The organism is Mesorhizobium sp. WSM4989, from assembly GCF_029625795.1.
GTDB lineage: Bacteria > Pseudomonadota > Alphaproteobacteria > Rhizobiales > Rhizobiaceae > Mesorhizobium.
In genome coordinates this window covers 292,005-310,894 of record NZ_JARTVN010000003.1, presented here as the reverse complement: position 1 = coordinate 310,894, position 18,890 = coordinate 292,005, and the positions used below count along the sequence as shown (strand labels likewise).

Annotated in this window: 20 protein-coding genes; 6 read left to right on the top strand and 14 right to left on the bottom strand. The window is 64.8% G+C overall.

Annotated features, from left to right (window positions below; genetic code table 11):
* The first annotated feature begins 36 nt into the window (after positions 1-36).
* Positions 37-3,213 carry an efflux RND transporter permease subunit gene (locus P9217_RS26405; protein WP_278087888.1) on the top strand — a complete coding sequence of 1,059 codons (3,177 nt, stop codon included), beginning with the start codon at positions 37-39 and terminating at the stop codon, positions 3,211-3,213.
* 98 nt (positions 3,214-3,311) lie between these two features.
* Positions 3,312-3,470: a DUF3309 family protein gene (locus tag P9217_RS26400; RefSeq protein WP_040991775.1), complete on the top strand. Its 159-nt coding sequence runs from the start codon at positions 3,312-3,314 to the stop codon at positions 3,468-3,470.
* A gap of 64 nt (positions 3,471-3,534) precedes the next feature.
* Here the strand turns inward: P9217_RS26400 and P9217_RS26395 are convergent, their stop codons facing one another.
* A complete protein-coding gene (locus P9217_RS26395; protein ID WP_278087889.1) occupies positions 3,535-4,491 on the bottom strand; it encodes an SDR family oxidoreductase in 957 nt (318 codons plus the stop codon).
* A 96-nt stretch (positions 4,492-4,587) separates the two neighbouring features.
* Between P9217_RS26395 and P9217_RS26390 the strand changes: the two genes are divergently transcribed.
* The gene (locus P9217_RS26390; protein ID WP_278087890.1) at positions 4,588-5,502 is read left to right on the top strand and encodes a LysR family transcriptional regulator; all 915 of its coding nucleotides are present in this window, start codon (positions 4,588-4,590) and stop codon (positions 5,500-5,502) included.
* Here P9217_RS26390 and P9217_RS26385 read toward each other — a convergent pair.
* The 3 genes from P9217_RS26385 to P9217_RS26375 form a co-directional block, all read right to left on the bottom strand.
* Positions 5,460-6,641 carry an MFS transporter gene (locus P9217_RS26385; protein ID WP_278056741.1) on the bottom strand — a complete coding sequence of 394 codons (1,182 nt, stop codon included), beginning with the start codon at positions 6,639-6,641 and terminating at the stop codon, positions 5,460-5,462. The genes P9217_RS26390 and P9217_RS26385 overlap by 43 nt on opposite strands.
* Before the next feature lie 229 nt (positions 6,642-6,870).
* Positions 6,871-7,179: a DUF1244 domain-containing protein gene (locus tag P9217_RS26380; RefSeq protein ID WP_067319384.1), complete on the bottom strand. Its 309-nt coding sequence runs from the start codon at positions 7,177-7,179 to the stop codon at positions 6,871-6,873.
* A 29-nt stretch (positions 7,180-7,208) separates the two neighbouring features.
* Positions 7,209-8,006, bottom strand: a complete 798-nt coding sequence (locus P9217_RS26375; RefSeq protein WP_095799796.1) for an N-formylglutamate amidohydrolase — start codon at positions 8,004-8,006, stop codon at positions 7,209-7,211.
* Positions 8,007-8,220: 214 nt separating this feature from the next.
* Here P9217_RS26375 and P9217_RS26370 point away from each other — a divergent pair, with 214 nt between their 5' ends.
* Both P9217_RS26370 and pyk read left to right on the top strand, forming a co-directional pair.
* Entirely contained in the window at positions 8,221-8,739 is a 519-nt protein-coding gene (locus P9217_RS26370; RefSeq protein ID WP_170950279.1) for a DUF1036 domain-containing protein, read from the top strand.
* On the top strand, positions 8,736-10,163 hold the full coding sequence (gene pyk / locus P9217_RS26365; protein ID WP_067319379.1) for a pyruvate kinase: 1,428 nt from the start codon (positions 8,736-8,738) through the stop codon (positions 10,161-10,163). The genes P9217_RS26370 and pyk overlap by 4 nt, the downstream gene beginning before the upstream one ends.
* 151 nt (positions 10,164-10,314) lie before the next feature.
* Here pyk and P9217_RS26360 read toward each other — a convergent pair whose 3' ends face one another.
* The 3 genes from P9217_RS26360 to ykgO form a co-directional block, all read right to left on the bottom strand.
* Positions 10,315-11,373, bottom strand: a complete 1,059-nt coding sequence (locus P9217_RS26360) for an alpha/beta hydrolase (protein WP_278087891.1) — start codon at positions 11,371-11,373, stop codon at positions 10,315-10,317.
* Positions 11,374-11,670: 297 nt separating this feature from the next.
* Positions 11,671-12,288, bottom strand: a complete 618-nt coding sequence (locus P9217_RS26355) for a hypothetical protein (RefSeq protein ID WP_067319375.1) — start codon at positions 12,286-12,288, stop codon at positions 11,671-11,673.
* A gap of 111 nt (positions 12,289-12,399) precedes the next feature.
* Positions 12,400-12,525, bottom strand: a complete 126-nt coding sequence (ykgO, locus tag P9217_RS26350; RefSeq protein WP_040974291.1) for a type B 50S ribosomal protein L36 — start codon at positions 12,523-12,525, stop codon at positions 12,400-12,402.
* Between the two features lie 335 nt (positions 12,526-12,860).
* Here ykgO and P9217_RS26345 point away from each other — a divergent pair, with 335 nt between their 5' ends.
* A complete protein-coding gene (locus P9217_RS26345) occupies positions 12,861-13,277 on the top strand; it encodes a lysozyme inhibitor LprI family protein (RefSeq protein WP_067319373.1) in 417 nt (138 codons plus the stop codon).
* Between the two features lie 6 nt (positions 13,278-13,283).
* Here P9217_RS26345 and P9217_RS26340 read toward each other — a convergent pair whose 3' ends face one another.
* From P9217_RS26340 to P9217_RS26310, 7 genes are all read right to left on the bottom strand, one after another.
* Positions 13,284-14,360, bottom strand: a complete 1,077-nt coding sequence (locus tag P9217_RS26340; protein ID WP_278087892.1) for a 5-(carboxyamino)imidazole ribonucleotide synthase — start codon at positions 14,358-14,360, stop codon at positions 13,284-13,286.
* On the bottom strand, positions 14,357-14,854 hold the full coding sequence (purE, locus tag P9217_RS26335) for a 5-(carboxyamino)imidazole ribonucleotide mutase (RefSeq protein WP_067319690.1): 498 nt from the start codon (positions 14,852-14,854) through the stop codon (positions 14,357-14,359). Before purE ends, P9217_RS26340 begins: the two co-directional genes overlap by 4 nt.
* 91 nt (positions 14,855-14,945) lie before the next feature.
* Complete coding sequence (locus P9217_RS26330) at positions 14,946-16,151, bottom strand: aminotransferase class V-fold PLP-dependent enzyme (protein ID WP_278087893.1); 1,206 nt, start codon at positions 16,149-16,151, stop codon at positions 14,946-14,948.
* Positions 16,152-16,168: 17 nt separating this feature from the next.
* Positions 16,169-16,630, bottom strand: a complete 462-nt coding sequence (locus P9217_RS26325) for a RidA family protein (RefSeq protein ID WP_067001934.1) — start codon at positions 16,628-16,630, stop codon at positions 16,169-16,171.
* 37 nt (positions 16,631-16,667) lie between these two features.
* Complete coding sequence (locus tag P9217_RS26320; protein WP_278087894.1) at positions 16,668-17,462, bottom strand: amino acid ABC transporter ATP-binding protein; 795 nt, start codon at positions 17,460-17,462, stop codon at positions 16,668-16,670.
* Between the two features lie 4 nt (positions 17,463-17,466).
* Positions 17,467-18,117 carry an amino acid ABC transporter permease gene (locus tag P9217_RS26315; protein WP_067001941.1) on the bottom strand — a complete coding sequence of 217 codons (651 nt, stop codon included), beginning with the start codon at positions 18,115-18,117 and terminating at the stop codon, positions 17,467-17,469.
* Positions 18,117-18,782, bottom strand: coding sequence for an amino acid ABC transporter permease (locus P9217_RS26310; protein WP_067319366.1), 666 nt, complete (start codon positions 18,780-18,782; stop codon positions 18,117-18,119). Before P9217_RS26310 ends, P9217_RS26315 begins: the two co-directional genes overlap by 1 nt.
* Positions 18,783-18,890: the final 108 nt, after the last annotated feature.

The following is an 18,890-nucleotide window of genomic DNA, read 5'->3' as shown; positions in this document are numbered from 1 at the left end:
ATGTCGCGGCTTCCAGGGAAACAGCAGGCATAAGTCATGGACATCGTCAGACTCGCCATTCACAACGCCCGCCTCACAATATCGGCGCTGATGTTCCTGCTCGTCGCGGGCTGGGTCGCCTATCAGTCGACGCCGAAGGAAGCGGAGCCGGACGTTCCGATTCCGATGATGTATGTCAGCCTGATCTACCAGGGCATATCGCCGGAGGACTCCGAACGGCTGCTGCTCAGGCCGATGGAAAGCAAGCTCAAGAGCCTGAAGGGGCTCAAGGAGATGCGCTCGGCCGCCTTCCAGGGCGGCGGCTACGTGCTGGTCGAGTTCCAGCCGCAGACCAATCTGGCCACCGCGCTGCAGGACACGCGCAGCAAGGTGCAGGACGCCAAGGCCGACCTGCCGCAGGCGGCGGAGGAGCCGACCGTCACTGAAGTTAACGTCTCGGAATTCCCGGTTCTCGTCGTCACGCTTTCCGGCGACGTGCCGGAGCGCGTACTGACGTCGGCGGCGCGCGAATTGCGCGACCGCATCGAGGAGGTGGCAGGCGTGCTCGAAGGCTCGCTGCAGGGCGCGCGCGACGATCTGGTCGAAGTCGTCATCGATCCGGTGAAGCTCTCCTCCTACGGACTCCAGCTCGATCAGGTGATCCAGGGCGTCGGCGCCTCCAACAGCCTGGTCGCGGCCGGCAATCTCGAAGGCTCCGAGGGCAAATACGCGGTCAAGGTGCCGTCGCTCATCGAGACGCCCGAGGACGTCGCCAAACTGCCGGTCGTCGCCACGCCCAATGCCGTGGTGCAGGCCAAGGACGTCGCCACCATCCGCTCCACCTTCAAGGACGCCGAGACGGTGACCCGCCTCGACGGCAAGCCGGCGATCGCCATCGAGGTGAAGAAGCGCATCGGCGCCAACCTGATCGACACGCTGAACCATGTCCGGGAGGTGTCGGACACCTTCATCAAGACGATGCCGGAAGGCATGCACGTCACCTACACGCAGGACAAGTCGGTCTTCGTCAACCAGCTTTTGGGCGACCTGCAGAACCATGTGATGATCGCGGTCATCCTGGTGTTCATCGTGATCCTCTACGCGCTGTCGGGACGCGCCTCGCTGCTCATCGGCCTCGCCATTCCGTCGTCCTTCCTGATCGGCATCCTGCTGCTTGCAATGATGGGCTACACGATCAACATGATCGTGCTGTTCAGCCTCATCCTGGCGGTCGGCATGCTGGTCGACGATGCCATCATCGTCACCGAATTCGCGGAGCGGCGCATGAGCGAGGGCATGCCGAAGGCCGATGCCTTCGCGCTAGCCGCCAAGCGCATGGCCGGCCCGGTCATCGCAGCGACAATGACGCGCATCGCCGCGTTCTCGCCGCTGCTCTTCTGGCCCGGCATCATCGGCGACTTCATGAAGTACATGCCGATCACGCTGATCGTGACGCTGTCGGCCTCGATGCTCTATGCGCTGGTCTTCGCGCCGACGCTCGGCGCCATCTTCGCCAAGGCGCCGGCGCATCACGAGGACAGCGATCGCGACGGCTGGTATATGGCGCTGGTCAAGCAGGCGGTGCGTTTCCCGATCACCGTCATCCTGCTCACCGTCGGCCTGCTGGTCGGCGTCGGTTTCGCCTATTCGAAATACGGCGCCGGCGTCGAGTTCTTCCCCAGCGTCGAGCCGGATTACGGCCTGCTCTATGTGCATGCCCGCGGCAACCTTTCGCTGGCCGAAATGGACGCCGCAACCAAGACGGCGGAAAGCCGGCTGCTCGGCTGGCCGGGCGTGAAATCGGTCTACACGCGCGTCGGCAAGACGCAAGGCGGCGGCCAGGACATCCCGGAAGACGTGGTCGGGGTGATCCAGTACGAATTCGTCGACTGGCGCGAGCGCAAATCCGCCAACCAAATCCTCGATGATTTGCGTGGCGTCATGGCCGGCATTCCCGGGGTCGATGTCGAAGTGCGCGTGCCCGAGGCCGGCCCGCCGACCGGCAAGCCGATCCAGATCAGGCTTTCGGCCGCCGACCCGGCCGGGCTCGACGACAAGGCGCGCGCCGTCGCAGCCCGCATCGCCAAGGTCCCCAACGTGATCGATGTTTCCGACGGCCTGCCGCCGCCCGGCGTCGACTGGGCGCTTGAGGTCGATCGCGCCAAGGCGGCGCAATACGGCATCAGCCCGACCTCGGTGGGCACGGTGGTGCAGCTGGTAACGAACGGCCTCAAGCTGTCGGAATACCGGCCGGCCGGCGCCGACGACGCCGTCGACATTCGCCTGCGTCTGCCGGAAGACCGGCGCACGCTCTCGACGCTCGACGAGCTCAGGGTGCAGACCTCGCAGGGCTCGGTGCCGATCTCGAACTTCGTGGTCAGGAAGCCCGAGCCGACAGTCGGCGTCCTCAACCGCATCGACGGCGCGCGCACCGTGGTGGTGCAAGCCAATGTCAGCGCCGGCGCGCAAGTGGCAGCGGTGCAGGCGGAAGTCACCAAGGCCGTGGCCGACATGGATCTCGGCAGCGGCATACGCTGGAAGCTCGCTGGCTCCAACGAGGACAGCGCGGAAGCCAGCGCCTTCCTTAGCAAAGCCTTCGGCGCGGCGATCTTCCTGATCTTCCTGGTGCTGCTCGCGCAGTTCAACAAGTTCACCAGCGTGTGGCTTGTTCTGTCCTGCGTTGTGATGGCGACGATCGGCGTGTTCCTCGGGCTGCTTCTGACAGGCGAGGCCTTCGGCATCGTGATGTCGGGCATCGGCGTCATTGCGCTTGCCGGCGTGGTGGTGAACAACAACATCGTGCTCATCGACACCTATGACCGGCTGCGCGAGGAAGGCTGGGACAAGATGGATGCCGTGCTGCAGACCTGCCGCGAGCGCGCGCGGCCGGTGGTCCTGACCGCGGTGTCGGCCATCCTCGGCGTGCTGCCGATCGCCTTCGGCCTCGGTCTCGAAATCTTCCATCACGAGACGACGATCAACGCGCCATCGACGCAGTGGTGGATTTCGCTGTCGTCGGCGATCGTCTTCGGCCTGTCCTTCGCCACCTTGCTGACGCTGGTGGTGACGCCCTCGATGCTGATGGTGTTCACCCGAGCCAAGGTGAAGCCCGGCGCCCGGCGTGGCTGGCTCAGCCGCCTGTTCCGCCGCGGCAAGGGCGAGCTCTCGACAGGCGAGCCGGTAGCGGAAGCCAATGCCGAGCCGGCGGTCGCCTTCCCGAAAGCCGCCGAGTAGAGCGACTTCGCAACTCAGGTACATAAAGCCGCTCGGGAACTACCGGGCGGCTTTTTGCATTGTTCCCTCGAAGTTCAACCAGACGGCGAGGGTTTTCAATGACGATCGGTACAATTCTCGTAATAATCCTGATCCTGATCCTAATCGGCGCCGTGCCGGCATGGCCGCACTCGCGGTCTTGGGGCTATGGGCCTTCGGGGATTGTGGGAGTCATTCTGGTAGTGTTGCTGATCCTGCTTTTGATGGGCAGGATCTGAACCGACGACCATTTGCGGCCGGGCCTTGAAGTCCGGCCGTTTTCATCTTGAGGTTGTTCTTTGCTCAGGCGGCCTGACGCATGGGCGCGACGGCTATGCCGATGTCTTGCATGGCTTCCGCCACTGCTCGGGCGAGCGGGGTGTGCGGGATTTCGCCGATGACCTCTTCCAGGCGCGCTGACGCCAGCCGGTGCGGCTCGAAGCGCAGGTAGGACATCGAGACGATCTCGCGCCACATGGTTACGAACGGGCTGCCGGCGCGCAGCACCCACCAGGGCATAAAGGTGAGTTTCAGCTTGCGGCCGAGCGCCTTTTCGGCGGCAGCCTTGATGTCGAGATCGGTGACGGCGTGGCCGGGGAAATTGATGGCCTCGTAAAAGCCGAGCTTATCGAGATTGCGCGCCAGTGCGACAAAGGCCACCGCGAAGTCGGGCAGATAGGCCCATTCGTGCACGAGCTTGGCCGGGCCGGCGGCGGTGTAGACCCCCTTTTCCATCTTGGCGGCGACGACGAGATCGAACCAGCCGCCGCTGCCGGTGCCGCCAAAGAAGTCGCCGGCCCTAAGCAGAATGGTGCGCACGCGGCCCGCATCGGCTTCGCGACGGAAAAGCTCCTCCATGGCGACGCGGATGCGGCCCTTGTCGGTGGTAGGATGGAAAGTCGTTTCCTCGGTGATCACCTGCGGCATCGGCGAGCCGTAATTATAGACAGTGCCCGGGAAAAGATGCAGCGCGCCGTTCGCCCGACAGGCTGCCATGACGTTCTCGGCCATCGGCAGGCATTTGCCCCAGTCGGTATAGATCGGGTTCAAGCCATTGAAGATGATGTCGACGCCTTGCGTGGCGCGGATCAGCGACTGGCGGTCCAAAGCGTCGCCAGCGACGGCAATAGCGCCCTTGAACTCGGGCGGCACCTTGCCGGTGCGGGTGACAGCGCGGACGTCGAAACCGGCGTCGATGAAGGCCTTGACAACCACGCGTCCGAGCCGGCCATTGGCGCCCAGAATTGCGATCTTGGTCATTGTTCGTCTCCGTTGCTTGCGTTTGCCCGCTTAATCTGACGTCTTCAAAGCCGAATGGAAATTGACTAAGGTCGGCACCCTGTTATTCAAAAACGAATGAATGAATTCGACTGGAATCTGATCAAGAGCTTCGTCGCGGTGGCCGAGACCGGCAGCCTTTCGGCCGCCGCGCGCAAGCTCGCATCAAGCCAGCCGACGCTCGGCCGCCACATCGCCGAGCTGGAGCAGGCGCTCGGCGTCACGCTGTTCCGGCGCGGGCGGCGCGGCTACGAACTCACGGAGGCAGGCAGCGCACTCTACGAGCGCGGAAAGGCAGTCAGCGAGCAGGCCAATGCGTTCTCATTGCTTGCGCTGGGCTCGGTCGAGGCGATCGAGGGCACGGTGCGCATCGCTGCCTCGGAGGTGGTTGCGGCCTGCGTGCTGCCGCAGATCACGGCGCGCCTTGGCGAGGAAGAGCCGGGCATCGAGGTCGAGATCGTCGCTTCCAACCAGGTCGAGAACCTGCTGCGGCGCGACGCCGACATCGCCATCCGCATGGTCAGGCCGGCGCAGAATGAGCTGATGGCGCGCAAGGTCACCGATATCGCTCTCTGCATATGTGCCGCGAAATCCTATCTCGACCGGCATGGACGCCCGCAGAAGCCGAGCGATCTCGCCGACCATCCTTTGGTCGGATTCGACCGCAGCGATCAGATCGTTCGCGGCCTCACCGCGTTTGGCATCCCGGTCAGCCGCAGCAACTTCCGATTCAGGACCGACAACCAGATCGTGCTGTGGGAAGCGGTGCGGGCCGGCAATGGCATCGGCATCGGCCAGGAGCCGCTCGCTAGCCGCGATCCTCGACTGGAGAAGCTGTTGCCGGAGGTTCCCTTGCCCGTGCTGCCGGTGTGGCTTGCAATGCACCGTGACGTGCGCACCAGCATGCGCATCCGCCGCGTGGCGGATTTCCTGCATGAAGAGCTGAAGCGCTACTCCGCCGGCGCAGGCTCGGCGGCGAATTCGGCGCGGTGAGCCAGGTTTGCCATCAACAGCACGATGACCAGCAGGCCGGAAAGCGCGACGAAGATCGGGCCGAAGCTCGAATGCTCGGCGACGAAGCCGATCGCCGACGGCGCCACCAGGATTCCTGAATAGCCCATCGTGGTCACGACGCTCATGCCGGTGCCGGAAGACAAGCCTTCCTGGTTGCCGCCGGCCGAAAACAGGATCGGCACCATATTGGCGATGCCGAAACCGCAGAAGGCGAAAGCGGCAATGGCAAGATAAGGCGAGGGGGAGAGGCCGGCCACCAACATGCCGGCGGCAGCGACAAGCGCCGAGCCGCGCAGCGTCGCCACCGCGCCGAAGCGGTTGCGCACGCCGTCGCCGAGAAAGCGCATGAGCGCCATGACGCCGGAGAAGGCAGCATAGGCGAGGCCGGCAATCGCAAGGTCGGCGCCGAGCTCCTGCTGGAGGTAGAGCGCGGCCCAGTCGAGTACGGCGCCCTCTGAGACCATGGTCAGCAGCGCCATCAACCCGACCAGATAGACAATTGTGTGCCGCGGCAGCGTAAATTTCTGATGCCCGGCGGCCTGCGGCCTGTCGTCGGCGATGAGGTAGCGAACAGCAAAGGCGATGACCAAAAAGGCGAGCGCCGTCACCGCAATCGCATGCGCGAGATAGCCGTAGTTCTGAATGGAATAGCCACCAAGCGCGCCGCCGGCGAAGCCGCCGAGGCTCCAGAAGCCATGCGAGGACGACATGATGGCGCGGGAGAGCCGTCGTTCGACGATCACCGCGTTGGAATTCATGGCGACGTCCATGCCGCCGATCGAGCCGCCGAAGACGAGCATCGCGAGGGCCGCGAGCGGCACGTTGGGCGCAAGTGCCACGACCAGCAGGCCGAAACTGCCGCAGATGCCGAACCAGCGCAGCACGGGGCGCGAGCCGTGCCTGGAAATGAGATGGCCGCACCAGGTCATCGCCATCACCGCGCCGACACCAAACAACAGGATCAGCAGGCCGAGGGTGAATTTCGAGATGTCCAGCCGGGTCAGAAACACCGGGATCTGCGGCGCCCAGCTGCCGGTGAGAAAGCCATTGGCCAGGAAAATGCCGGCAACGGCCCAGCGGCCGCGCGTCGCGGCTTGCCTTGTGGTTTGCACGCTCATGGTTTGAAGTCCGAATGCTTTGCGCGGCAAATTAGATCGATTCAATTTGTAGTCAAGAAGTGCTATGGCAGAAGCGTTGGACCAAGAGGCGCGGACCTGTGAGGAATGGGCTCTACTTTGGAGATTTGGCCGAAACGCCTCCTTCGCCATCCATGGGCGAAGCAGGAGCGAAGCGACGCGCGCAGACCCTGGGATGACAAAGCAGCAGGGGCGAGCCAAATAGGACCGTTCAATGATCCTTCGGCCGCCTGGCCTCGAACTCAGCCTTCTTGGCCTCGGAGGCTTCGGTCTGGTTGAGCGCCTGCCATTCGGCATAGGGCATGCCATAGATGATCTCGCGCGATTCGTCCTTTGTCAGCGCAATGCCGTCGGCCTCGGCCGCCTCGCGATACCAGTTCGACAGGCAGTTGCGGCAGAAGCCGGCCAGGTTCATCAGGTCGATGTTCTGGACGTCACCGCGTGCGCGCAGATGCTCGACCAGCCGGCGGAAGGCGGCGGCCTCGAAATCGCGTTTCCGTTCTTCGCTGAGTTCGGTCATTTCGTGGTCCCCGGCCTCTCGGCCGTTTTTTAGGCCGGCCCGGTGCGCGAGCCGAACATCTTCACCTCGTGTATATCGGCACGGCGGTCGACGGCGTCAACGATCGGAGCCAATCGCTCCGCCCATTGAACAGCGCCAGCGCGGTCGGCGATCAGGTCCTGACGGATCTCGAGCAGGGCATGGGCATAGCCGTTGACAATGGCATGGCGGAACATGGTGTCGCCGCGCAGCGCGCCGTCATAGGGCTCGTTGTCGCCGACGATCAGCGCCTTGTCTTCGGCCAGCATGTCGATCAGCGGCCGCGCAACGCGGTCGTCGCGGTCCCACAAGATGCCGACATGCCAGGGGCGGATGAAGCCTTGCATGCGAGGGGTGAAGGAATGCACCGAGAAGATGAACGGCGCTTTGCCGGAGGCCTGCGCCACCGAGGAAATCATCGCCCCGACCGCGTCGTGATAGGGGCGGTAGAAGCGGTCGAGCCGTCTCTCCCGCTCCTCGGCGGCCATGGGATAGTTTCCCGGCACGACGGTACCGTCATAGAGCTGGCGGATCAGCGTCGGGTCGTCCTCGCCCCGGTTGGGGTCGATCAGAAGGCGGGAGAAGCCGGCCAGCACGGCCGGCGCATTGAGCGCCGCCGCCAACTCGCGCGTCACAGTCTCGACGCCGATGTCATAGGCGATGTGGCGCTCGAACTCGGCAGCCGGCAGGCCGAGGCTGCCATACTCTTCCGGCAGGTCGCGACGGGCGTGATCGGCCAGAAGCACGATGCCCTTCTTGCGGTCGCCCTCGACGATGTCGAAGGGCGCGAAAGCTGTGGATCGGGTCATCGGCTGAAAACGGTCTGTTCGTTGGCGTCCGGGCGGGGTGGTATCGTCATTCCACGAAGAGGACTGAGGCGCAATGCCGTTGTTTGGCCACGGTTTCTGCAAAGAATCCCGGATGGGACGCCAAATCGTTCACCGGACCCTTCTAAATCGATTGGAATTGAATAAAACGGCGCGTTGACATGCGCCCGGAGTTTGCTGAAAAGGTGCTTCGACGATGCAGATGTGGTTCGCCAAGGGTTTTGGATTGGGTTGCGCCGGCAGGCTGCGCAAGCGCCTGAGCCTGCCGCTCCTGATCTTTGGCGCGGGCCTGTGCGCGCTCGCCGCGACCTCGCCGGCGCGCGCCGACTTCCGCGTCTGTAACGCGACGCAGAACCTGGTCGGCGTCGGCATCGGCTATCGGGCGAAGGCCGGCTGGATCACAGAGGGCTGGTGGCACATCGAGGGGTCGACCTGCAAGACGCTGATCGAGGGGCCGCTGTCATCAAGGTTTTACTATCTTTATGCAGAAGACGCCGAGCGCGGCGGGCGTTGGGACGGCCCGATCAACATGTGCGTCGCCGAAAAAGAGTTCAAGATTGCCGGCGTGAATGATTGCGTGGCCCGGGGCTTTCAGCGCGCCGGATTTCAGGAATATGACACGGGCGAGCAGGCAAGCTGGATGGTCCAGCTGACTGACGAGCCCGCAACGGGCGGCGCGCCAGCGGCCCCCGCTCCGGGAACGAACAATCAATGAGACGTAACCGCAAGGTCAAGATCCTCGCCACCATCGGTCCGGCTTCCTCCTCCGAGGAGATGCTGCGAAAGCTCTTCGAGGCAGGCGCCGACGTCTTCCGCATCAATATGAGCCATACCGACCACGAGCTGATGCGCACGCTTGTCGGCCGCATCCGGGCCGTCGAGGCGGCGGTCGGGCGGCCGATCGGCATCCTCGCCGATCTTCAGGGGCCAAAGCTCAGGGTCGGCAAGTTCGCCAATGGCAAGGAAGCACTGACCGTCGGCCAGACCTTCACGCTGGATGACAGTCCGGAACCCGGCACGTCGAAGCGCGTCTACCTGCCGCATCCGGAAATCCTGAACTCGGTCGAGGCCGGTCACCGTCTTTTGATCGATGACGGCAAGCTGGAGCTCAAGGCGGTCAAGAGCGACGGCAAGTCGATCGCCTGCACGGTGGTCGCCGGCACCGGCATCTCCGACAAGAAGGGCGTCAGCCTGCCCGACACCGATCTGCCGGTCGGCGCGCTGACCGAGAAGGACCGCGCCGATCTCGACGCGGTGCTGGCGGCAAGCGTCGACTGGGTGGCGCTGTCGTTCGTGCAGCGGCCGGAGGATCTGGCCGAAGCGCGCAAGATCGCGCGCGGCCGGGCCCTCATCATGGCCAAGATCGAAAAGCCGCAGGCGGTGGCGCGCCTGGCCGAGATCATCGAACTCTCCGACGCGCTGATGGTCGCGCGCGGCGATCTCGGCGTCGAGATGCCGCTCGAGGCCGTGCCCGGCATCCAGAAGCAGATCACGCGAGCCGCCCGCCGCGCCGGCAAACCGGTGGTGATCGCGACCCAGATGCTGGAATCGATGATCACCGCACCCGTGCCGACCCGCGCGGAGGTCTCGGATGTGTCGATCGCCGTCTTCGAAGGCGCGGACGCGATCATGCTTTCGGCCGAATCCGCCGCCGGCGCCTACCCGGTCGAGGCGGTCGCGATGATGAACCGCATCGCCACCAAGGTCGAAGCCGACCCGACTTATGCCGGCATCATCAACGCCCAGCGCTCGGAACCGGAAGCGACCGGGGCCGACGCCATTTCGCTCGCTGCGCGCGAGATCGCGGAGACGCTGAAACTGTCGGCGATCATTTCCTACACCGCCTCTGGAACAACTGGTCTGCGCGCCGCGCGCGAACGGCCGCAAGTGCCGATCGTGGCGCTGTCGCCGATCGTCAACACGGCGCGCCGGCTCTCGCTTCTGTGGGGTACGCATTGCGTGGTCTCGGAGGACGCTATCGACCTCGACGATATGGTCGACCGCGCCTGCCGCATTGCCCTCGAGGAAGGCTTCGGCAAGCCGGGCGACCGCGTCATCATCACGGCGGGCGTGCCGCTGAGGACGCCCGGCTCCACCAACATGCTGCGCATCGCCTATGTCGGATCAGAGACGCACTAAGCTATTGCCCGTATTCAGGTGGGACCGGCCTGTGAAGCGCGCCTCCCTGCGCTTCCGGGGCTCATGTGGTTAAGTCGGTCCGCTCCGGTTCTGGGAATCCGCTCTGCTCGGCTCGGCCTAATTTGAATCTCGACACCTTCCGGTCCCGAGCTTAGCCCGGCGCCAGCTCGGCGTCCGGCACCTTCAGTTCCGGGTACCTGTCAGCGCCTTGCGCGTCGCCGGCGATCCGGCTTTCCACAACACTCGCCATCGACTGCAGGTCGACCGGCGCGCCCGCCGCCCATTCGATGGCGCCGACGACGAGGTCGGGGGCGATCCAGTCGGGCTTGTGGCCGAGATTCGCGACCCAGACCAGCTCGGCGCCGGGAATGTCGCGTTCGAGGCCGACGGAATGGACCGTGGCATAGACCACCTTGTCGCGATCGCCGGAGATGACCAAGGTCGGCGCCCTGATCTCACGGTAGCCAGGCGAGGCAGCGCGCACATAATCGTAAAGTTGGGCCACATCGCGGGCGTTGGCGCGGAAGGCAGGCGGCCTCAGAACAAGCGGAATGGAAGCCTTGCCGATATAGCCCTTCGGCACATTGTTCGGTGAAAACACGCAGGCCGTGGCATTGCCGATCCGCAGCATGCCCGCCGCGTAAGCGATGGTCTCGGAAAACAGCCAGCCGACCACCGGAACAGCCGTCAATTTGTAATACCAGGCGGTCGCGCCGCCCGGCCACGGATGGCTCACGGGCGCCAGGAAGACGAGGCCGAGCGTCTTTTGCGGATGCTGGCGCGCGAAGGCGGTTGTGACCGCGCCGCCGAAGGAATGGCCGACGATGATCGCCCTTGCGATGCCGAGCCGATCCATCAGCGCGGCGACAGTGTCGGCCTGCGCCGCCAGCGTTTCGTTGTCGCCGCGCTCGGACCAGCCGAAGCCCGGTCGGTCGAGGAACAGCAGCTCGGCGCGGCCCTCGAGCAGAGGCCTCAGCGGCAGCATCTGGTCCTTGAGATTGGCACTGGCGCCATGGATGAAGACGACAGACGGCAGACCGGCGCCGGCGGCCGGGACGTGGACATAATGGATGCGGGCACCATCGATGTCGGCGAATGCGCCGATCGGCGGATTGCGACGCTCGATCAGCCAGACGCAGGCGCGGGTAATGCCGGCAAGGGCGATGAGGGAGGCAACGAGGAGGAGGAGCGCGACGCAGATGAGGTACATGCGGAAAGTACGAGGGCGAGCGGATTTAGTTTAGGAGCACGGTGAGTTTGGCGAGCTGGCGGCCTGCTGCCAGCCCAAATTATTGCCCGCTTCGGTGGAGTATCGCAAACGTTCAGCTTGGCCGGCCTGTCAACGTCAGGACGAAGCAGGAGCGAAGCTCCGTCGCGAAGCCGCTGGCATCCACGCCGTCACCTTGCGCGACGGCTGCAGCGGAGCAGAGGTCTGCACCACCGTCGCGGCGCGGGAAGTCACGGCATGGTCGTTGGGTCAAGCCCGAGGATGACGAAGAGCTGCCCCTCAAATGCCCTCGCCGGCCAGGTCTTCCGACAGCGTCGAGACCTGGCCCTGGGCGCTGCGCATCATCGGATAGATGGTGAGCACCTTCTGCCAGGCCTCCAGCGCCGACTGCTTGTGGCCGGTCTCGGCCATGATCTGCGCGAGACCCGACAGCGCGCCGAAATGGCGCGGTTCGAGCCGCAGCGTGTGGTCGATGTCCGACATCGACTTTCCATAGTTCTTCATCAGGAAATGGACGGTAGCGCGGCGGTTCCAGCCTTCGGCATAATCGGGCTGCAAGGTCACCACCTGATCGAGGAAATCGAGCGCGACGTCGAATTTCTGGTCTTCCGCCGCCCTTTGCGCCCATCGCATCATCAGGTCGATCGAGGCGCTGCCGGACTGGTTCCACTCATTCCAGATGCGGCCGGCGATGCGTTCGGCGGCCTTCTCGTTGCGCTCGCGTCTGAGATCGGCAAAGAGCTGGTCGAGCCGCCCCTGCCTGGTCGAGGCGACCGGCGGCGGCGTGATGGCGGGCGCCGGCGAAGCGGCGGGCGGCGTGGCCTCATCCTGCGCCGAAGCGGGCAAGGTCGTTCCGGAAAGGACCAGGGCAATGAAGAACGCAAAAAGAATCCGCATGTCCGGAATCTAGTCCCGGACGGCGGATCGTCAAAATGATTTTAGCGTGAGAGGGCCGGCGAACCGGCAGTCGACATCAGCGGGCGCGGCGCTTAGCGCCGCGCGCAAGTCTCAGCCCTGGCGCGCCTTGTAGCGCGGAGCGGTCTTGTTGATGATGTAGATGCGTCCCTTGCGGCGAACCAGCCGGTTGTCGCGGTGACGCGCCTTGAGCGCCTTGAGCGAGTTCTTGATCTTCATGGTCTTGCCTGTTCGGTCGGGGGCCCGGTCCCGGGCCGAATTTTAAAGGCGCGCCCGAAAAAAGCGCGCCTTGAACTTGCGTGGCTCATAAACGAGGAGCCTTGCCCGTGTCAACCGCAAGCGGGCGGCTCTTATGCCGCAAATGGTGCGCTGATCAAATATTCGCCATAGGTAACGCGCGGCATTGCGCGACTCAGAGGCGGCTGGAATGTTGCGGGCCACGCCAGAGCGGGACATAGGTCCCCTCCGGTTATGTCTATTTGTTTAGCCGCATTTCTGCGACGCCAAGCGATTCCTCTAGGTTGCAGATGCTCTCAGCGAAACGGAGTCTTATCATGCGCCGTCTCTTTCTGCCCGCATGCCTTGTCCTCATCGCGACGGTTCCGGCTGCATGGGCCGAGGACTGCGATCGCAGCGACGACAGCCAGTCGATGATGAATATCTGCGCCAATGCCGATTATCAGGCGGCCGATGCCAAGCTCAACGCCGCCTACAAGGATATTGTCGGCCGCAATGACGAGAAGGCCAACAAGTTGCTGCAGACCGCACAGCGCGCCTGGATCGCCTTCCGCGACGCCGAATGCGCCTATTCGACCGCCGACAGCGAGGGCGGTTCCATCCACCCGATGGAGGTTTCGCAATGCCTGACGGAGCTGACCACGGAGCGCACCAAGCAACTCACCTTTGGCCCCAACTGCCAGGAAGGCGATCCGAGCTGCGCCAGCCCGGACGAGGACGAAGACGTGCAGTAGCCGGCGTTAGCGCCGACGCTCAATGCGCGTGAAATGGCCCATCTTGCGGCCGGGCCGCGACTCGGCCTTGCCGTAGAGATGCAGCATCAGGCCGGGCTCGGCGAGCAGCGCCGGAACCTTCAGCATGTCATCGCCGATCAGGTTTTCCATGACACAGTCGGAATGCCGTGCAGGCGAGCCCAGCGGCAGGCCGGCGACGGCGCGGATATGCTGTTCGAACTGCGAAACGATGCAGGCGGCTTCCGTCCAGTGGCCGGAATTGTGGACACGCGGCGCGAGCTCATTGGCTAAAAGCGAACCGTCGGCGAGGACGAAGAACTCGACGCCGATGACGCCGACATAGTCGAGCGCCGCAAGGATTTTTGCTGCCGCTTGCTTCGCCGCCGATACGGTGTCCGGTGCGATGGCGGCCGGCAATGTCGACGTTCGCAATATGCCTTCGCGATGGATATTCTCGGCCGGATCGTAGGCTGCAACCGAGCCGTCCTGCCCGCGCGCGGCAATCACCGAAATCTCGCGCTCGAAAGCGACCAGCGATTCGAGGATCAGCGGCACATTGCCCATCGCCTCGCAGGTGCCGGCAAAGCCGCCGGTCTCCATGTTGCGGAAGACGCGCTGGCCTTTGCCGTCATAGCCCATGCGGCGCGTCTTCAGCACGCCGCTGCCGCTGAATTTCTTCAGCGCGGCCGTCAGCTGCTCGTCATTGTCCACTGGGCAGAATTCGGCTGTGGGAACGCCGATGCCGTTCAGGAAGCTTTTTTCGGTCACGCGATCCTGCGCGATTTCCAGCGCGCGGGCCGGCGGACAGACGGGAACGCGCGCCGCGAGTGTCTGCGCCGCTTGAACCGGGACGTTCTCGAATTCGTAAGTGACGACAGCGCTGGCGCCGGCCAGTTCGGCAAGGGCCGCCGGATCGTCATAGGCGGCGACGATCTGACGGTTAGCGACCTGCGCCGCCGGGCTGTCGGCCTGTGGCTCCAGGACGATGGTGCGATAGCCGAGGCGGGCGGCGGCCATCGCCAGCATGCGGCCGAGCTGGCCGCCGCCGATGATGCCGATGGTCGATCCCGGGGCCAGGCTCACGGGGTATCCGCCGGCTCGGTGGCGACCTTGGCGGTCTGTGCGGTGCGCCAGGCATCGAGGCGGGCGGCGAGTTTTTCATCGCTCAGCGCCAGGACGGCCGCGGCTAGAAGGGCGGCGTTGGCGGCACCGGCCTTGCCGATCGCTAACGTGCCGACCGGAATGCCGGCCGGCATCTGCACGATGGAGAGCAGCGAATCTTGGCCGGACAACGCCTTGGATTCCACCGGCACGCCGAAGACGGGCAGCGGCGTCATCGCCGCCGTCATGCCGGGCAGGTGCGCCGCGCCGCCGGCGCCGGCGATAATCACCTTGTAGCCGGCCGCCTTGGCGCCCTTGGCGAATTCATAGAGGCGGTCCGGCGTGCGGTGTGCCGAGACGATCAGTTTTTTGTGCGGGATGCCCAGCGCATCCAGCGTTTCCGCCGCCTGGCGCATCGTCGCCCAGTCGGACTGGCTGCCCATGATGATGGCGACTTCGGCACGCTGATCGGTCAAGGTTTTCGCTCCCGGCGGCAAAGGCGCGCCTTAGCGGAATTCGCCGGCAGCCGCAAGGATTGTCGCGGCTGTGGGCCGACGGTGGGGAGGTCTAGTCCGGCCAGCGCAGCGCCCCGGATGAATCCTTGCGCGCCGCTTTCATCGCATCCGCGGGACGCTCCTTCGCGGTCAGCACGGCGCGCAGCCGCTCGGCGACGATCTCGGCCTCGCCGGGATGCAGGTTGCACGGGTCGAGGAAGAAGTGTCCGCGCTCGACCTCATGGTTGCGCACGATGACGGGCGGTGAGCCGGCGGCCAAAGCCGAGGTTAGGCCCGCGGCGGTGAAGCGGCTCTCCGGACGGACGAAGACCTGCAGGCGGTCGAGCGGGTTGGCGGTTGGGTCGGGCACGATCTCAGCGCCAATGCCCGGAATGCCTTGCAGCGCATCCTTCCACAGATCGAGCGCCGCCTCTTCGCGCCGGCGGAGGCCGGCATGGTCGCGCTTTTCCCAGGCGTCGAGCGCCGCCATGGTGCCGGCGATGCTTTCCTTGCCGACCTTCATGGCCCGGGCGACGCCGCGATTCTGCAGATAGGCGGCGCGCACCAGATCCTTGCGGCCGGTGACGATGCCGCTGGTCGGGCCACTCAGGAATTTGTGGCCGCTGTAGACGACGATGTCGGCGCCTTGCGCGAGAAATGTCCGCAGATCGTATTCCGAAGCGGCATCGACGATCACCGGCACATTCTTGGCGTGGCAGATCTCGCAGAACTCCTCCAGCGAAAGCATGCCGTACTGCACCGTGTGGTGGGCGACGACGTAAAGCGCGGCCGCCGTGCGCTCGTTGATCGCCTCGCGCACGTGGTAATCCTGCGTGACGCTGACGGTGCCCGCCGGAATGACCTTGGCGCCGGCCACGCGGATCGACTGATCGATCGGCGCGCCGTAATTGACGATATGGCCGAGCTGGATGACGACCTCCGATTTCAGCCCTTCGGTGTCGTCGGGCAGCCGTTCGATGGCCAGCAGGTTGGTGCCGGTCATCGCTCCGGCGATCGCCATGGTGATGCCTGAGGCGCAGCAGGCGGTGATGAAGCCGGCCTCGCCGCCGGTGAGACGGGCGACGACTGCGCTCGCGGCGCGCTGCAAATCGTCCATCTCCACCCATTGCGAGGCGATCTCGGCCATGGCGCTGATCGCTTCCGGGACGATGATGGAAGCGCCGAGTGTCGTCATCGTGCCCGAGACGTTGATGATCGGACGCAGTCCCAGCCGCTCGCGGATCGTGGTGTTGGAGCCGGTCTCGGAATAGGTTTTCATGGCAGCAGATCCCAGTGTCAGGCGGCGATCTCGACGACCGCTTCGATTTCGACGGTGATGTTTCCAGGCAGCGAGCCGACGCCGATCGCCGAACGCGCGTGGCCGCCGATCTTGTCAAAGACATCGGCGAAGAGATCGGAGCAGCCGTTGACCACCTTCGGGTGATCGCTGAAGGTCGGCGTCGCATTGACGAAGCCGAGCAGCTTGACGACGCGCACGATGCGCCCGAGGTCGCCCGCCGCCGCGTGCATGACGGCAAGCAGGTTGAGGCCGGTGAGCCGGGCATGCTCATAGGCCTGTTCGACGGTGACGTCCTCGCCGACCTTGCCGGTGCAAAGCGTGCCATCGGCGCGCAGCGGCCCCTGGCCCGAGAGGAAGATCAGCCGGCCGCTCTCGGCATGAGTGACGAAGTTGGCGATGGGCGTTGGCGGCTCGGGCAGCGTCAGGCCGAGTTCGGCGAGCCGGGTGTAAGGCGTCATGGAAGAATGCTCCTTGGATGGCATTTGCCATCCGATGTCAGAATTGCGAGGCTCGGAAGCGCGCCAAAAAAGTCCGCAGGCGCTCGTTCGTGGTCTCCGCGGCAAGCACCTCCTTCGGCGGCCCGACGGCACTGACGCCGCCGTCGGCCATGAAGACGATGCGGCTTGAGGCGTCGCGGGCGAAAGCCATCTCATGCGTCACCATCACCATGGTCATGCCGTCCTCAGCGAGGCTTTTCACCACGGCCAGAACCTCGCCGACGAGTTCCGGATCGAGGGCCGAGGTGATCTCGTCGAGCAGCAGGATCTTCGGCTCCATGGCGACGGCGCGGGCGATGCCGACACGCTGCTGCTGGCCGCCGGAAAGCTCGGCGGGCAGGCTGTCGGCCTTGTGGGCGAGACCGACACGACCCAACCAGTGCTCGGCGATCGAGCGCGCCTCGGCGCTGCTCTTGTCGCGTACCTTGGTGAGGCCGAGCATGATGTTGCCGGCCGCCGTCAGATGCGGGAACAGGTTGAAGCCCTGGAACACCATGCCGGTCTCGGCGCGCATGGCGGCCAAGTCGCGCTCGCTGCGGCGCTGGCGCGCGCCGCCGTCGCGAAAACCGACCTCCTTGCCGTCGATGCGGATCGAGCCGCTGTCGTAGCTTTCGAGGAAGTTGACGCAGCGCAGCAGCGTGGTCTTGCCGCTGCCGGACGGTCCGATGATGGCGACCACCTCGCCCTTCGCCACCTTGAGGCTGACCGAGCGCAGTACCTCGACCGAGCCAAAGGATTTCGAGACCTCGGCGATATCGAGAAGCGCAGGGCTGTTATCGGAAGTGGTGGCCATTGTGCTATTCCCGGATGAAGGCAAAGCGCTGCTCCAGCCGTCGGCTGGCAAGCGAAAGCGCGTAGTTGACGCCGAAATAGAGGAGGGCGCCGAGGATATAGAGCGGCATCGCCTCATAGGTGCGGCCAATGACCTGGTTGATGGCCTGCATCAGATCGGTGATGCCGAGCAGCGAGACCAGCGCGCTGCCCTTGACCGCGTCGGTGACGCCGTTGATCCAAGGCGGCAGGAAGCGGCGGAAGGCCTGCGGGAAAATCACGTAGGTAAGGCGCTGGCGAAAGGTCAGGCCGATCGCCATCGCCGCTTCCGACTGGCCTTTCGGGATCGAGGCGACCGCGCCGCGCAGATATTCGACGACCTGCGCGGTCTTGAACAAGGTCAACGCCAGCACCGCCGCCCAGAAGGACTGGAGATGCACGCCGACGGCCGGCAGGCCGTAATAGACGAAGAAGATCAGCACCAGGATCGGGATGCCGCGGACGGTGTCGCTGAAGATCCGCACCGCCCAGCGCAAGGGTGCGGGCCCGTAGACGAGGCCGACGCCGAGGACAACGCCGGCGATCAGCGACAGCACCACGACCAGCAGCGACACCCAAAGCGTCAGCGCGAAGCCTTCGGCGAGGAACGGCAGGGCGTAGGCGATCTGGCCAAGCATCAGCGCGCCGTCCTATACCAGCGCTCGACCAGCCGGAGCGCGAAGAGCAGGGCGTAACCCGTCACCAGATACATCGCCGTCACCACCAGATAGACCTCGACGATGCGGAAGGTGTTGAAGTTGATCCACTGCGCGCCATAGGTCAGTTCGGGCACGGAGATGACGGAAGCGACGGACGTGTCCTTGAACAGCGAGATGAAGGTGTTGGAAAGCGCCGGCAGGGTGATGCGCATCATCGTCGGCAGCCGCACATGGACCAGCCGCTGCCATGGCGTAAGGCCGATCGCCTTGCCGGCATCGATTTGGCCGCGCGGCACGGCTTCGAGGCCGGATCGGAACACTTCGACCAGATAGGCGCCGCTGTAGACGGCAAGCGTGGCGACGAAGGACGTCTGCGCGCTGTAGGCTAGGTCGATGACGGTCGGCAGACCGTAGAACACCAGATAGACCAGCAGGATCAGCGGCACGTTGCGGATGAATTCGACGTAAGAGGCGATAATGCCGCGCACGACACGCCCGGCCGAGACATACCAGACGGCCAGTACCAGTCCGATGACAATGCCGATGGCGATCGAGATCACGGCAAGCTCGAGGCTGAGCAGCAGTCCGCCCCAGAGCTTGTCGAAATGGCGCCAGATCAGGTTGAAATTGAGCGTATAGCCCATGCGTCCGTCTCAATGGCCTGTGGTGACGATCCAGAATTCGCCACTGCAGGAGCCCGTGTCGAGGAGAACAGGCGGAAGGGCGCTTGCTGCGGCCCTCCGCCGGCTAAA